This window comes from Citrobacter koseri ATCC BAA-895 (assembly GCF_000018045.1).
Lineage (GTDB): Bacteria > Pseudomonadota > Gammaproteobacteria > Enterobacterales > Enterobacteriaceae > Citrobacter_B > Citrobacter_B koseri.
Genome location: NC_009792.1, coordinates 4,411,253 through 4,425,287, shown reverse-complemented (window position 1 = coordinate 4,425,287; position 14,035 = coordinate 4,411,253). Strand labels below are relative to the sequence as shown.

Here is a 14,035-nt window from a genome sequence, read left to right as displayed (position 1 = left end):
TCTTTACAGCTTCGGCCCGGCGCTGACCAGCGCTTCACCGGCTGGGGTATCGGTGTATTTCTCGAAATTCTCGACAAACAGTTTCGCCAGCGCGGTGGCTTTTTCCTGCCACTGTTCCGGTGACGCGTAGGTGTTACGCGGGTCAAGAATACGTGTCTCTACGCCCGGCAGCTCGGTCGGGATCGCCAGGTCAAACATCGGCAGATTAAAGGTTTCCGCATTATCCAGAGAGCCGTTCAGGATGGCGTCGATAATCGCGCGCGTATCTTTGATGGAGATACGTTTGCCCGTGCCGTTCCAGCCGGTGTTTACCAGATACGCCTGCGCGCCGGATGCCTGCATGCGTTTGACCAGCACTTCAGCGTACTGCGTCGGGTGCAGCGACAGGAACGCCGCGCCGAAGCAGGCAGAGAAGGTTGGCGTCGGTTCGGTAACGCCGCGCTCAGTACCGGCCAGTTTAGCGGTAAAGCCAGACAGGAAGTGGTACTGCGTCTGGTCAGCCGTCAGGCGTGAAACCGGCGGCAGCACGCCGAAAGCGTCGGCAGTCAGGAAGATGACTTTGGTTGCATGGCCCGCTTTTGATACCGGCTTAACGATGTTATCGATGTGATAAATCGGGTAGGAGACGCGGGTGTTCTCGGTTTTGGAACCATCGTCGAAATCGATGGAGCCATCTTCGCGAACGGTGACGTTTTCCAGCAGCGCATCGCGACGGATAGCGTTGTAGATTTCCGGTTCAGCTTCTTTAGACAGCTTGATGGTTTTCGCGTAGCAGCCGCCTTCAAAGTTAAACACGCCGTCGTCATCCCAGCCGTGTTCGTCATCGCCGATCAGACGGCGTTTCGGGTCGGTGGAGAGGGTGGTTTTCCCGGTGCCGGAAAGCCCGAAGAAGACCGCGACGTCGCCTTTCTCGCCCACGTTGGCGGAGCAGTGCATGGAAGCAATGCCTTTCAGCGGCAGCAGGTAGTTCATGACGGAGAACATCCCTTTTTTCATTTCGCCGCCGTACCAGGTGCCGCCAATTAACTGAATGCGTTCAGTCAGGTTGAAGGCCACGAAGTTTTCAGAGTTCAGCCCCTGTTCCTTCCACTGCGGGTTGGTGCATTTCGCGCCGTTCATCACGATAAAGTCTGGTTTGAAATCCACCAGTTCTTCGTCCGCAGGACGGATGAACATGTTTTTGACAAAATGCGCCTGCCAGGCGACTTCCGTGATGAAGCGAACGGAGAGACGGGTATCCGCGTTAGCGCCGCAGAAGGCGTCAACGATGAACAGGCGTTTGCCGGAGAGTTGCTGAGTTACCAGCCCTTTCAGGTGCTGCCAGGTTTCCTGGGACAGCGGTTTGTTGTCGTTCTTGCCTTTGCCTTTGTCGGACCACCAGAGCGTGTCACGCGTGGTGTCGTCACGGACAATGTATTTATCCTTCGGCGAACGTCCGGTAAAGATACCAGTATCAACGGCAACGGCGCCCAGATTCGTTAATACGCCGCGCTCGTAACCTTCCAGAGTAGGATCAAGTTCCTCCTGGTACAGCAGGTCGTAGCTGGGGTTGTAAACGATATCCTGAACGTCATTGATACCATAAGCCTTGAGATCTTGCGGGGTTAAGCTGTTAACGCGCATGTCACTACTCCTTAGCCAATATGTATTACCTGAAATTGTAGGGTTTTTTAGGGTTTGTTAACCGCGACGAGGCTCATAGATTTACGTATCTGGACAAAATCACGATTGACCGAAAACGCTGTGACTCCTGTCACGAAGCGGCGCTTATTATGGCAGAGAACCCTTTTTTGTTGTGGAAAATGTTCTTAAAACGTTAAAAATGAGTGTATTCTGCGGGAATGTTGTGAGTGTAATCGCATTCATGTAAGAAATTTACGAAACTCTTACATATAAAATATCGATTCACCACGAAGGAAAAAATGAACAAAAAGTGCGGAATTTTGCGGAGCAGGCCGGATGACGACGCGGATGCGTCTTATCTGACCTGTAAATGAGTAAGCCTGATGAGCGATTCGCCATCAGGCTTTTTACTGGTGATTAATGCACCTGCGGGTCGGCAGGGGAGGCGTTGTTGCGGATTTCCGCAATGTCCATCGCGTTGAACAGATAGTGGCTACCGCAGTAATCGCAGTGCATATCGATCTCGCCTTCTTCCGCCAGGATGCTGTCCACTTCTTCATCCGGTAGCGTTTTCAGCGCGCCCGCACAGCGTTCACGAGAACAGGTACACTTGAACTCAACGTCCTGCGGGTCGTAGAGCGTGACTTCTTCTTCATGGTACAAACGCCACAACACATCGTTAGCCGGAAGGGTCAGCAACTCTTCGGTTTTGATGGTTCCGGTCAGCGTCGCCAGGTGATCGAAGTCGTCCGCCTGCGCGTTCTGCGCGGGCATTACCTGTAGCAGCATTCCGCCCGCCGCCGGTTTGCCTTCCACCTCGCCAGTGCGGATGAACAGGCGTGTCGGCAACTGTTCGGAACGCAGGAAGTAATCTTCCAGACACGCTGCCAGCGTGTCGCCTTCCAGACCGACCACGCCCTGATAACGCTCGCCTTCTTCCGGCGTAATGGTGATCACCAGATAGCCGTTGCCCACCAGCGTTTTCAGATCCGCGTTTTCCGGCACTTCGCCCTGTACGCGAGCGACGCCGCGCATCTGCTGGTTGTTATTGCCGTTGATCACCGCCAGGCTCAGCGGGCCGTCGCCCTGTAGCTGTACGGTAATGTCACCGGCAAATTTCAGCGTGGCGGTCAGCAGGCTGGTGGCGACCAGCAGCTCGGCCAGCACGGTTTTTACCGGCTGCGGATAGGCGTGGTTTTCGAGGATCTGTTGCAGGGTTTCCGATACGGTCACCAGTTCGCCGCGCACGGCAAAGTTTTCAAACAGATAACGATGTAATTGGTCATGTTGCGGCATAATCATCTCTCTTGCGGGTGACAGTCACTCACTGTCGCCGTGTTTAAATCGTAACAGGTCGCGGCGCTCTTTTTTATCCGGTCGCCTGTCCGGGTGCGGCATGGTTAATGCGTTAAGTTTGCGTGCCTGCGCCATTTTTTCGCGTTTTTCCACGCTCTCCGCTGTTTCTTCATACAGCGTAACGGCTTCGCTCGCCGGACGGCGCTGCTCGGTAATGCCTTTAATGACTACCGTCCGCTCGTCGTTGCCCTGGCGCAGGGTCAGCGTCGCATTCAGCTCGACAATCTTGCCCGGCTTGCTGCGCTGCCCGTTATAGTGCACCTTACCGCCTTCAACCATTTCGCGGGCCAATGCACGGGTTTTATAAAAGCGTGCGGCCCACAGCCATTTATCCAGTCGGACCTCAACAGAGGGCTTTTCTTTCATGGCGTCTCCTTCACATCAGTGAGGGGATCAGTCGGCGGTAATCATTCAACGACGGATGGCGTGCATACTGCTTTTCCGCAATGCCGGAGTCGGGATTGGTCACGCCGAGGCAGTAACGAATGCCGAATTGGGCGGCGGCGTCGAGAATCGGTTCGCTGTCGTCGATAAACAGCGTTTTCTCTGCGCTTATTCCCGTTTCTTCAGCCACTGCGTGCCATAACCGCTGATCCTCTTTGGGATAACCAAATGTGTGGGTGGAAAGTAATAAATCAAGGTGTGATGCCAGACCGGTATGTTCCAGCTTCACCGCCAGGTTATGCGGGTGCGCGTTGGTCAGCAGAATGCGGCGTTTACCGCGGGCTTTTAACGCATCCAGAAACGGCACGGTATCTTCGCGCAGCACGGCGCGCGGCCCCTGTGCCGTCGTCATGGCGCAAATGTCCAGACCCAGCCGCTCGCTCCAGTAATCAAGACAGTACCAGTTTAGCGTATGCTGCACGGCATGATACTGCTGGCGAATATAGTCCTGGGCTTCCTGTGCAGTGATTCCCTGCTGTGCGCCATAGGTTTCCGGCACCAGTTTCTGCCAGAAATAGTTATCGAATGCCAGATCGAGCAGCGTGCCGTCCATGTCCAGCAAAACGGTATCGACGTCCTGCCAGGCAATATCAATATGCATGGGAATTCTCCAGATGAGATTGCCGCCAAATCCTGGCGGCTTTTGCCGGATATGCGCTACAGGGTAGCATACCGTGAGCTGTCAGATGAGGCTTTCCGGGGAGGCGATCAGCTTTGGATTCAGGCAGTTTTCATAATATTCCTGAATTTCCGCCATACGGGTGCGGTTACGCTGATAACGTCTGAACGCCTGAATACCGTTGTAAGCGGCGCAGCCCAGCATGGTGAGCATCAGCAACGTCGTGCCAAGGTAGCGCCATAAACCGGAACGATCCGGGATGCGGTGCAGGCCGATGTGCTGCGTGCCGTTGGCGTCGGTGTAGACACGGGTGACGATCCCTTCGGCGCTAAACGGCGTTTGCATTAACATCTGCGCCAGGCGCTGGAATGCGCCCCACTGTTCCTGCGCGGGGTAATCGTACAGGGACATCGACGGCCACGGCTGATCAACCAGATCGCTGCCTTCATCGCTGATAATCAGGAAGCCGCCCGGCGCGGGGCTGTTAAGCGCCTGTGCGGCGCGCGCGGTTTCACGGGAGATAAACGGCGCGGTTGAGGTCGTCACCAGGTTATCGAGCGACTCCGCGCTGACGGGGCGCAGCAGAACGTTCACGCCGTCAAGTTTGCCCGCATTCGCGCGTTTGACCAGCGCGGCCCAGTTTTTGCTGTTGCCGAGGTTCACCAGCGCATTTTTCAGGCGCACGCATTCATCTTCGGCGGCGCACAGATCGGCGGTCTTTAATACGATGTCGCCGAAATCATCCAGCAATACCATCCCGGACTTTTGAATCGCCGAACGCAGCGACGCGCTAACGCGGGAGTCATCTTCCGGCTTCGGGTGCAGCTGGCGGTTGATGGCCTGGGTCAGCGCTGTGGCTTTGTGGACGAGATCGGACTCGGGCAGCGGCAGCGTCCGCGCGTCATTCCAGATGATTTGCGAGCAATCAAACGGCATAAAAGGGGAGTTCGGCTGCGCAGTCCAGCTACCAGACTGATGGATATTACACATGCCTTTGCCGCTCAGATGCAGCGTATCGCCCACGCGAACTCCGGCGTCGTGGAGCTGCTTAACGCTGGTGGCCTCAATGGTTTGCGCGCCTTTCATCCACGACAAGGTGAATTTGATCGGCATATCCAGCGGGATCCAAAAGAGCAGCATAAACAGCACCAGCAGCGATCCGCCCGCAATAACGGCGCTACGCAGCCAGTGTTGCAACGGGAAATTTTTCACCTCGTCATGCAGGGAGAGAAAACGCCCTTGCCGCGCGACGTGGCGATCCAGATAGATATCAATATCCGTTTGCTGCCCGAGATCCTGTGCGATATAGGGTTGCCAGTGGGCAGGGTAAATCAGGTCAATAATCCCCAGCGAAATATTGTTGATCTGCTCCTGATCGTTTTCGCCAAACAGCCCCCAGCGACGCGGGGTTCCCCGCAGGCAGTGAATCTCCCGCAGCGAGGTTTTAGATGGCGGTGCAAACAGCCCCCAGAGACCTGCGGCGAGCAGCAGAATTGCGCCGCCTGCAATCCACGGCACGAAGACATCCGGCGTAATTAAGCAACAGAAGAACAGCAGGAATGAGGCCACAATCAGCGACGCTTCGCGCAGCCCCGCAGGGCGGCTGAGCGCATACTCTTCGTGAGTTTCCTGACGAATGTTCAGCAGTTCAATTTGCTCGCTCTCTTCGCCACGAATCGACGCCTGGGTGGAGGAGGTATGCTGTAGCGCATAGCCGCGCGTCTCCTGCATGTACTCCTGCAACGTGTGGCCGTTAAGCGAGATGACTAAAGGAAGCGTATCGGTATGGATCAGCTCAACGTTATTTTCGTCATTGATGTACTGTTCCCAGAACGGCGGTAAATGAACCTCAACGGAATCAAGGTAATATCGCCATTTATTGGGATCGTCGGTCGTAATGCCGTAACGCGTAATGGAATGGGTCAGAATAATGACGTTATTACTCTGGGCATTCAGCGTTAACGACACGGGAGCGGTGCTGGCGCCTGTCGGCCCCGGCACCTGCTGAATCTGGCTGAGGTTGTCGAGATAGTTTTCAACCGCACTGCGCTCTTCCGGCGTTAGCTTGCGCGTCGCGGCGTCTGAAAAGGCGCTGATCCAGGGCAGATTCTGCCGCCTGGCTCTTACTCTGAGTAGCCATCCTGCCAGTAGAGAGCAGGCCAGCAAAGCAGCTAAGAAAATCAAAATGGTGCTCATGCTTTCCCCATCTTACTAAGTCTGTCAGGCGTGGTCAGTCGCACCCTGTCGAATAAATGTGATGCTGTGGTTGGCTATCGGCAAGCGTGGAGTTGAACTTGAGCATTTTTACGCGCATCCCAGTGAACGCGGATCATAGCAAACCCACCAAAAGCGGAATATCAGCAAATTCCTGGAGTTATTTCAACCTATTGACTTTTAATTTTAAATGGGAATTAATTTTTACTACGTTACATAAATGTAAATAAACGGCAATTCACATTGCCGAAACCGTGCTGTATATCGCACAATGGCACCAGATTTCACTGCATAGATTCTCACGATGAGCAAATCATTACAAAAACCCACCATTTTGAAAGTTGAAACTGTCGCGAAATCCCGGCTGTTTAACGTCGAAAGTGTGGATCTCGAATTCAGCAACGGCGTGCGCCGCGTCTATGAGCGTATGCGTCCGTCCACTCGTGAAGCGGTAATGATTGTGCCGATCGTAGACGATCACCTGATTCTGATTCGTGAATATGCCGTGGGCACGGAGTCTTATGAGCTGGGGTTCTCCAAAGGGTTGATCGACCCTGGTGAAACCGTTTTTGAAGCGGCGAACCGGGAACTGAAAGAAGAAGTTGGGTTTGGCGCGAACGATCTGACGTTCCTCAAAAAGCTCAGCATGGCGCCGTCCTATTTTTCCAGCAAAATGAATATTGTGATAGCGGAAGACCTCTATCCTGAATCACTGGAAGGCGACGAGCCGGAACCGCTGCCGCAGGTGCGCTGGCCGCTGACGCATTTAATGGATCTGCTGGAAGAACCGGATTTCAGTGAAGCGCGAAACGTCAGCGCGCTGTTCCTGGTCCGTGAGTGGCTGAAGGGGCAGGGGCGGTTGTAATTTATATTGCCGGATGGCGGCTGACGTTTTACCTGGCCTACAACAAAATGTAGGCCGGATAAGACGTTTCAGGCGTCGCCATCCGGCAAAAGATCAAAACAGTTCGTGTGTCTCACCGTTATCGATAATGGTGGTGCCCACCTCATGCACCGCCTGCTGCGTTGGCTGAGTGCCTTCGATAAAGTATTCCGCGCGGCTGTTACCGCCGTTTGCCAGTTGCCCGGTGCTTCTGTCGATATTGATCGTCACGATGCCCGGAGGCGGCGTCAGCGGCTCTTCAGGAACCCCTTCCAGCACGGTTTTCATGTAAGCATCCCATGCGGGTTGCGCACTTTTCGCGCCGCCTTCGTAACCAGAAATCTGGTCTTTGATCGCCCCGGACGCGGTAGTGCGCCCCAGATCGCGACGGTGATCGTCAAAGCCGATCCACACGGAAGTCACCACGCCCGGGCCGTAACCGGAGAACCAGGCATCTTTCGAGCTGTTGGTGGTCCCGGTTTTTCCGCCGATATCATGACGTTGCAGGTCGCGACCCGCGCGCCAGCCGGTGCCCATCCATCCGGGTTCGCCGAAGATGTTGCTGTTCAGCGCGCTCTTAATCAGGAAGGCCAGCGGCGTGTTGATCACATGCGGAGCATATTCCTGCATTCCGCTTTGCGCCACTAACGCCTGGTTAGCCTGCTCCAGTTTTGGCATTGGCACGGTGGCGTTTTGCTGCTCCTGAGAGATGGCGACATCTTCAACGTTATTGTTTTCCAGCACGTTGGATTTCTGGGTATCACCGTAAATGACCGGGATATCGCAATCCGGGCAGGCGATTTTCGGCTTCGCTTCGAAGATCACGCCGCCCTGGTCGGTCTCTATCTTGCTGATGAAATACGGGTCTACCAGGAAGCCGCCGTTAGACATTACCGCATAACCGCGCGCCACCTGCATCGGGGTGAAGGACGCGGAGCCCAGCGCCAGCGATTCGGTATGCACGATGTTCTGCGCCGGGAAACCGAAGCGTTGCAGATACTCTGCGGCGTAATCCACGCCCATCGCGCGCATCGCCCGCACCATCACCACGTTTTTCGACTGACCCAGACCCTGACGTAAGCGGATTGGCCCGGCATACTGCGGCGGGGAGTTTTTTGGCCGCCAGTCGGAACCGGCGCCTGCGTCCCAGCGGGAAATCGGCACGTCGTTCAGCATACTCGCCAGCGTCAGACCTTTATCCATTGCGGCGGTATAGAGGAACGGTTTGATGTTCGACCCGACCTGACGCAGCGCCTGCGTGGCGCGGTTGAATTTACTCTGGTTGAAGTCAAAACCGCCGACCAGCGCCAGAACCGCGCCGTTTTGCGGGTTGATGGAAACCAGCGCTGAGTTCACATCCGGGACTTGCGCCAGCCACCAGGCATCACCCATCTGGCGAACCCAGATTTGTTGGCCTGTCTGTACGGCGTCGGTCACTTTACGCGGCGTCGGGCCCTGTTGGGTATCCGAACGGTAAGGGCGCGCCCAGCGTACGCCTTCCATCCGCAGCGACACGGAGGTGCCATCAGCGAGCATCGCGGTGGCTTCCTGCGGATTCGCGCCGGTAATGACGGCGGGCAGCAACGGCCCGTAGGTTGGCAGGGCTTTCAGCGTGTCGGTGATTTTTTTGTTGTCCCAGGCGGTTTCGCCTACTTTCCACAGCACGTTCGACGGCCCGCGATAGCCGTGGCGCATGTCGTAGTCCAGCACGTTGTTACGCACGGCTTGCTGCGCCGCCTGCTGTACTTTGCGGGTGATTGTGGTGTAAATGCGATACCCGTCTTCATAGGCGCTTTCGCCATAACGGCTGTACATTTCCTGGCGCACCATTTCCGACAGATACGGCGCTGAGAACGCGATTTCCGGCGCATGGTAATTGGCGTCAATCGCTTCGCCGCGCGCCTGATCGTACTGCGCCTGGGTGATGTAGCCTTCGCTCAACATACGAGACAGCACCACGTTACGACGCGCCGTCGCCCGATCCATCGAGTAGAGCGGGTTAAATGTGGAAGGGGCTTTCGGCAGACCGGCAATCACCGCCATTTCGCTCAGGGTGAGCTGATCGACCGTCTTACCGAAATAGACCTGCGCCGCCGCGCCGACGCCGTAGGCACGGTAGCCGAGGTAGATCTTGTTCAGGTAAAGTTCGAGGATCTCATCTTTGCTCAGCATCTGCTCAATGCGGATTGCCAGGAACGCTTCCTTAATTTTACGCATCAGCGTGCGTTCCGGGCTCAGGAAGAAGTTTCTCGCCAGTTGCTGGGTGATGGTACTTGCCCCCTGTGAGGCATGGCCTGAGAACAGCGCGACGCTGGCCGCACGGAAGATCCCTACCGGATCGACGCCATGATGCTCGTAAAAGCGGCTGTCTTCCGTAGCGATAAAGGCTTTAACCATTTCCGGCGGCATCTGGTCAAGCGTGACCGGGATACGACGTTTCTCGCCATACTGCGCGATCAGCTCGCCATCCGCGCTGTAAACCTGCATCGGAATCTGCAAACGCACGTCTTTTAAGGTCGCGACGTCAGGTAGTTGCGGCTCGATATAGCGGTAGAGGCCATAAATCGAGCCTGCTCCCAGCAGGATGCAACATACTGCAAGGATCAATAAATACTTTACGAACTTCACTGGAGATTTCCCATTTAGTGTCATTTGGGCAGTTTATAAACAAACGCGCGGTAGTATAAAGGCAAGCCAGACGCATTGATATACCCGTAAGAGCGACCATTGATAAGGAGATCATAAGCAATGGCTTTCAGGTTCTGGCAAATTGGCCTTCATATTCAGCAGCATGAGGCGCTGGCTGTCGCCGTGGTTCGCGGCGCGTCAGGCTGGTCTTTACAACGCTGGTGGCGGGTGCCGCTGGCGGGACGTACCTTCGTTGACGGGCATCTCCGCGAGCCAGAACAGCTCGTCGATGCATTGCTTCCGTGGCGTCGTTCGCTTCCTCACCGGCATCATATTTATCTCTCTTTCCCTGCCAGCCGGACGCTGCAAAAGCATTTTCCGCGCCCGGAAATGGCGCTGCGCGAACGTGAACAAACGGCGTGGCTGACCGGCGCGATGGCGCGTGAGCTGGATATGCCCCCCGACGCCCTGCGCTTTGACTATCGCGAAGATACCCTGACTCCGGCATTTAACGTGACCGCCGCCCAAAGCAAGGAGGTGGCGACCTTATTAACGCTGGCGCAAAAACTGAAAATGCAGGTGACGGCGATTACGCCGGATGCCTGCGCATTACAGCGCTTTATTCCTTATCTGCTGGCGCACCAGCAGTGTCTGGCCTGGCGTGACGAAGAACAGTGGCTGTGGGCGACGCGCTATGCGTGGGGGCGTAAACCGCTACAAGAGGCGGCCTGCGCCGACAGTCTTGCCGCGACGTTGTCCATTGCGCCGGAAAGTCTGACAGTGTGCGGCGCGGGCGGCTTCGAACCCTGGTGCGCGGTTGCCATTCGCCAGCCTCCCGTTCCGCCGGAAGGCCATACCTTTGCCATCGCGCTGGGATTAGCAATGGGGGCGCCGCGCTGATGAGTCATCCGGTCAACTTTTTGCCCTGGCGTCAGTCCCGGCGGCGCGAATGTCTGCGATTCTGGAGCGTTATGTTCAGCGGTTCACTGCTGCTGACCATCGCGCTGGCGTGCATCCATGAGGTTACGCTCACGGCGCAAAAGCGGGTGGATGCGCAGTGGTCGATCGCAGAAAAAGAGCGCGCCGCCGCGCTGCTGGCGATCCAACCCCGCTTACAGCAGCGGCAGACCGCGTGGCAGCAAGCGTTGCAGCGGCAAACGGAATATGAGCAGACGCGGCGCTGGCAGAGCGTGCTGGAAGGGATGGCGGCGCTGTTGCCCGAGCAGGCGTGGCTAACCCGGTTATCCTGGCAGCAGGGAACGCTGGAACTTGAGGGATACGCGACGACATTTCTCGCGTTAAACACGCTGGAAACCGCGCTGCGTCGTCATCCTGATTTCCTGTTAGCCGGGAGTGGGGCAACGCAGCAGGATGCGCAGGGACGCTGGCAATTTCATTACCCGTTAAAAAGGAGCCTCGCAGATGGCCGCGCTTTTTGACCTCTGGTGCGGGTTATTGCCGCGAACCCGCCTCTTCTGCTGGTTAGGCTGGAGTCTGGGGCTGGGATTACTGGCGTGTTTATGTGCGTTTTCTTCGGGTGCGCAGCAACAGGAGCAGCAACGAACGGCGCTGGCGCAACAGCGGGCGGCTATCGACCGGCAGTGGCGGGGTCTGCGCCAGATCGCCGCATCAATGGATATGTCTCGTTTAGCGTCGGCCAGCAAGCGCGTGCCTTTTTCCCCTCTGGATTTTCAGCGCTCTCCGGTACGCCTTCTTCACTGGCAGCCTTCCGCGCAGGGAGGCGAGCTGGCGCTGGCATCCTCCTGGGAGGCGGTTCCGCAACTGTTCAGTCGGCTGGCGGAGCGTGGCATGCGCATTAACCGCTTTTCGCTTGTTCCGCAGGAGACGGAGCTGCTGTTGACGCTACAGCTGGAGCGGCTGACTGATGACTAAGCGCTGGCTGTTGGTCTGTAGCTGCCTGCTGATGCTGACCGGAATGCGCGACCCCTTCAAACCGCCGGAGGACCGATGCCGGATCGCTGAACTGCCGATGTGGCGTTACCAGGGCGTGGTGAGTCAGGGAGAGCGCCTGACTGGCATTCTCAAAGACAGCCAGCAGAAGTGGCGGCGCGTCGAACAATATCAGGTGCTGGAGAACGGCTGGACGATTTCCCGACTGACGGCAGACAGCATAACGCTTGAGACCGGTAAAGGCTGTGAACCATCGCAGTGGCGGTGGCAACGACAAGGAGAAGTGAATGAAGCGATGGATAGCCGCAGCGTTGATCGCCGTGATGCCCGCCGTACAGGCGGGGAAAGCGCAAAACGTGACGCTGGTGGTGGATGATGTTCCTGTTGTTCAGGTGTTGCAGGCGCTTGCCGCGCAGGAGAAGAAGAATCTGGTGGTCTCGCCTGACGTCAGCGGTTCGCTGTCGCTGAGTCTGACGGATGTGCCGTGGAAGCAGGCGGTGCAGACGGTCATAAAAAGCGCCGGGCTGGTGCTGCGCCAGGAGGGGAATATTCTGCATGTTCACTCGGTTCACTGGCAAAACGAAAACGCCGCGCGGCAGGAGGCCGAGCAGGCAAGGCTTCGGGCCAACTTACCGCTGGAGGATCGCAGTATTTCTCTGCAATACGCCGATGCCTCCGAACTGGCAAAAGCGGGAGAAAAGCTGCTGAGCGCCAAAGGCAGTATGACGGTAGATAAGCGCACCAACCGGTTATTGCTTCGGGATAACAACGCTGCGCTGGCGGCGCTGGAAACGTGGGCGGCGCAAATGGATCTCCCCGTTGAGCAGGTTGAACTGGCGGCGCATATCGTCACCATAAATGAAAAAAGTCTGCGTGAGCTGGGGGTAAAGTGGACGCTGGCGGACGCGCAACTGGCCGGGTCGCCAGGGCAGGTGACGTCGCTTGCCAGCGATCTGTCCGTCGCGGCCGCCACGTCTCGCGTCGGGTTTAACATCGGGCGCATCAACGGTCGCTTGTTGGATCTTGAGCTTTCCGCCCTGGAGCAGAAGCAGCAACTTGATATTATCGCCAGCCCACGACTGCTGGCTTCGCACCTGCAACCTGCCAGTATTAAGCAGGGGAGCGAAATCCCGTATCAGGTCTCCAGCGGCGAGAGCGGGGCGACGTCCGTGGAGTTTAAAGAAGCGGTGCTGGGGATGGAGGTGACGCCCACCGTTTTGCCGAAGGGGCGCATTCGTCTGAAGCTTCACATCAGCCAGAACGTTCCCGGTCAGGTGCTACAGCAGGCGGATGGCGAAGTGCTGGCGATCGATAAGCAGGAGATCGACACGCAGGTCGAGGTTAAAAGCGGCGAAACGCTGGCGCTGGGCGGCATCTTTTCGCGCAAGAACAAATCCGCTAAAGATAGCGTCCCGCTGTTAGGCGATATCCCCTGGCTTGGTTCCCTTTTCAGCCATGATGGAAAAGAGAACGAGCGGCGCGAACTGGTGGTGTTCATTACCCCCAGACTGGTTGCGGCAGAATAATTTATGCCTGAAATCGCGCTGTTTTTGCACTGAACACGTTTCAGGGATTTGACGTGGGGGTGTATTTAGCATACAAGGAGTACCGATTTGAGAGTTGGTTCTTCTCGTCGCTATCCGGCGACGCTGCCTCCGGGGTTGTCTACAATATGTCTTGGTAATTTATTCAGTTGCCAAACCCGTTGGAGTATTGAGATAATTTTCAGTCTGACTCTCGCAATATCTTATGAGGTTTCAGTTCATGTCCTGCTGCGCAAGGTGTCTGCGACGCGGGTTTATCATTAACGAATTGTCTTAGTAGTACCGAAAAAATGGCAGAGAAACGCAATATCTTTCTGGTTGGGCCTATGGGTGCCGGAAAAAGCACTATTGGGCGCCAGTTAGCTCAACAACTCAATATGGAATTTTACGATTCTGATCAAGAGATTGAGAAACGAACCGGAGCTGATGTGGGCTGGGTCTTCGATGTAGAAGGTGAAGACGGCTTCCGTGATCGCGAAGAAAAAGTCATCAACGAGTTGACGGAAAAACAGGGTATTGTGCTGGCAACCGGCGGTGGCTCTGTAAAATCACGTGAAACGCGTAACCGTCTCTCCGCGCGTGGCGTCGTGGTGTATCTTGAAACGACAATCGAAAAACAACTTGCGCGTACGCAGCGCGACAAGAAACGCCCGCTGTTGCAGGTAGAAGCTCCGCCTCGTGAAGTTCTGGAAGCGTTGGCCAACGAACGCAATCCTCTGTATGAAGAGATTGCCGACGTGACCATTCGTACCGACGATCAGAGCGCTAAGGTCGTGGCAAACCAGATTATTCATATGCTGGAAAGCAACTGAT

The 14,035-nt window shown here is 56.2% G+C and carries 13 protein-coding genes; 7 read left to right on the top strand and 6 right to left on the bottom strand.

Annotation, left to right across the window (positions count from 1 at the left end):
- Positions 1-3 precede the first annotated feature (3 nt).
- The 5 genes from pckA to igaA all read right to left on the bottom strand — a co-directional run bounded on the left by pckA (position 4) and on the right by igaA (position 6,238).
- Positions 4-1,623 (bottom strand): phosphoenolpyruvate carboxykinase (ATP), encoded by a 1,620-nt coding sequence (gene pckA / locus CKO_RS20585; protein ID WP_012135511.1) that lies wholly within the window; start codon positions 1,621-1,623, stop codon positions 4-6.
- A 417-nt stretch (positions 1,624-2,040) separates the two neighbouring features.
- The gene (hslO, locus tag CKO_RS20580; RefSeq protein WP_024131015.1) at positions 2,041-2,919 is read right to left on the bottom strand and encodes an Hsp33 family molecular chaperone HslO; all 879 of its coding nucleotides are present in this window, start codon (positions 2,917-2,919) and stop codon (positions 2,041-2,043) included.
- A gap of 24 nt (positions 2,920-2,943) precedes the next feature.
- Positions 2,944-3,345: a ribosome-associated heat shock protein Hsp15 gene (gene hslR, locus CKO_RS20575; protein ID WP_012135509.1), complete on the bottom strand. Its 402-nt coding sequence runs from the start codon at positions 3,343-3,345 to the stop codon at positions 2,944-2,946.
- A gap of 10 nt (positions 3,346-3,355) precedes the next feature.
- Positions 3,356-4,024: a GMP/IMP nucleotidase gene (gene yrfG, locus CKO_RS20570; protein WP_012135508.1), complete on the bottom strand. Its 669-nt coding sequence runs from the start codon at positions 4,022-4,024 to the stop codon at positions 3,356-3,358.
- A gap of 81 nt (positions 4,025-4,105) precedes the next feature.
- The gene (gene igaA / locus CKO_RS20565) at positions 4,106-6,238 is read right to left on the bottom strand and encodes an intracellular growth attenuator protein IgaA (protein WP_012135507.1); all 2,133 of its coding nucleotides are present in this window, start codon (positions 6,236-6,238) and stop codon (positions 4,106-4,108) included.
- Positions 6,239-6,560: 322 nt separating this feature from the next.
- Between igaA and nudE the strand changes: the two genes are divergently transcribed.
- Positions 6,561-7,121: an ADP compounds hydrolase NudE gene (gene nudE / locus CKO_RS20560; protein WP_012135506.1), complete on the top strand. Its 561-nt coding sequence runs from the start codon at positions 6,561-6,563 to the stop codon at positions 7,119-7,121.
- A gap of 93 nt (positions 7,122-7,214) precedes the next feature.
- On the opposite strand, the gene mrcA is transcribed toward nudE, so the two are convergent.
- Entirely contained in the window at positions 7,215-9,767 is a 2,553-nt protein-coding gene (gene mrcA, locus CKO_RS20555; RefSeq protein ID WP_012135505.1) for a peptidoglycan glycosyltransferase/peptidoglycan DD-transpeptidase MrcA, read from the bottom strand.
- Positions 9,768-9,887: 120 nt separating this feature from the next.
- Here mrcA and CKO_RS20550 point away from each other — a divergent pair, with 120 nt between their 5' ends.
- The 6 genes from CKO_RS20550 to aroK all read left to right on the top strand — a co-directional run bounded on the left by CKO_RS20550 (position 9,888) and on the right by aroK (position 14,034).
- Positions 9,888-10,667 carry a type IV pilus biogenesis protein PilM gene (locus CKO_RS20550; RefSeq protein ID WP_012135504.1) on the top strand — a complete coding sequence of 260 codons (780 nt, stop codon included), beginning with the start codon at positions 9,888-9,890 and terminating at the stop codon, positions 10,665-10,667.
- Complete coding sequence (locus CKO_RS20545) at positions 10,667-11,206, top strand: PilN domain-containing protein (protein ID WP_024131014.1); 540 nt, start codon at positions 10,667-10,669, stop codon at positions 11,204-11,206. The genes CKO_RS20550 and CKO_RS20545 overlap by 1 nt, the downstream gene beginning before the upstream one ends.
- On the top strand, positions 11,190-11,660 hold the full coding sequence (locus tag CKO_RS20540) for a HofO family protein (RefSeq protein WP_012135502.1): 471 nt from the start codon (positions 11,190-11,192) through the stop codon (positions 11,658-11,660). The genes CKO_RS20545 and CKO_RS20540 overlap by 17 nt, the downstream gene beginning before the upstream one ends.
- A complete protein-coding gene (locus tag CKO_RS20535) occupies positions 11,653-12,054 on the top strand; it encodes a DUF2531 family protein (RefSeq protein WP_012135501.1) in 402 nt (133 codons plus the stop codon). The genes CKO_RS20540 and CKO_RS20535 overlap by 8 nt, the downstream gene beginning before the upstream one ends.
- Positions 11,966-13,204, top strand: coding sequence for a DNA uptake porin HofQ (hofQ, locus tag CKO_RS20530; RefSeq protein WP_012135500.1), 1,239 nt, complete (start codon positions 11,966-11,968; stop codon positions 13,202-13,204). Before CKO_RS20535 ends, hofQ begins: the two co-directional genes overlap by 89 nt.
- A gap of 308 nt (positions 13,205-13,512) precedes the next feature.
- Positions 13,513-14,034 (top strand): shikimate kinase AroK, encoded by a 522-nt coding sequence (gene aroK, locus CKO_RS20525; protein WP_012135498.1) that lies wholly within the window; start codon positions 13,513-13,515, stop codon positions 14,032-14,034.
- Position 14,035 lies beyond the last annotated feature (1 nt).

Excerpts from the sequence above, each read along its gene's own strand:
- pckA (WP_012135511.1), bottom strand. The coding sequence starts at position 1,623 with ATGCGCGTTAACAGCTTAACCCCGCAAGATCTCAAGGCTTATGGTATC.
- hslO (WP_024131015.1), bottom strand. The coding sequence starts at position 2,919 with ATGCCGCAACATGACCAATTACATCGTTATCTGTTTGAAAACTTTGCC.
- hslR (WP_012135509.1), bottom strand. The coding sequence starts at position 3,345 with ATGAAAGAAAAGCCCTCTGTTGAGGTCCGACTGGATAAATGGCTGTGG.
- yrfG (WP_012135508.1), bottom strand. The coding sequence starts at position 4,024 with ATGCATATTGATATTGCCTGGCAGGACGTCGATACCGTTTTGCTGGAC.
- igaA (WP_012135507.1), bottom strand. The coding sequence starts at position 6,238 with ATGAGCACCATTTTGATTTTCTTAGCTGCTTTGCTGGCCTGCTCTCTA.
- nudE (WP_012135506.1), top strand. The coding sequence starts at position 6,561 with ATGAGCAAATCATTACAAAAACCCACCATTTTGAAAGTTGAAACTGTC.
- CKO_RS20550 (WP_012135504.1), top strand. The coding sequence starts at position 9,888 with ATGGCTTTCAGGTTCTGGCAAATTGGCCTTCATATTCAGCAGCATGAG.
- CKO_RS20545 (WP_024131014.1), top strand. The coding sequence starts at position 10,667 with ATGAGTCATCCGGTCAACTTTTTGCCCTGGCGTCAGTCCCGGCGGCGC.
- CKO_RS20540 (WP_012135502.1), top strand. The coding sequence starts at position 11,190 with ATGGCCGCGCTTTTTGACCTCTGGTGCGGGTTATTGCCGCGAACCCGC.
- CKO_RS20535 (WP_012135501.1), top strand. The coding sequence starts at position 11,653 with ATGACTAAGCGCTGGCTGTTGGTCTGTAGCTGCCTGCTGATGCTGACC.
- hofQ (WP_012135500.1), top strand. The coding sequence starts at position 11,966 with ATGAAGCGATGGATAGCCGCAGCGTTGATCGCCGTGATGCCCGCCGTA.
- aroK (WP_012135498.1), top strand. The coding sequence starts at position 13,513 with ATGGCAGAGAAACGCAATATCTTTCTGGTTGGGCCTATGGGTGCCGGA.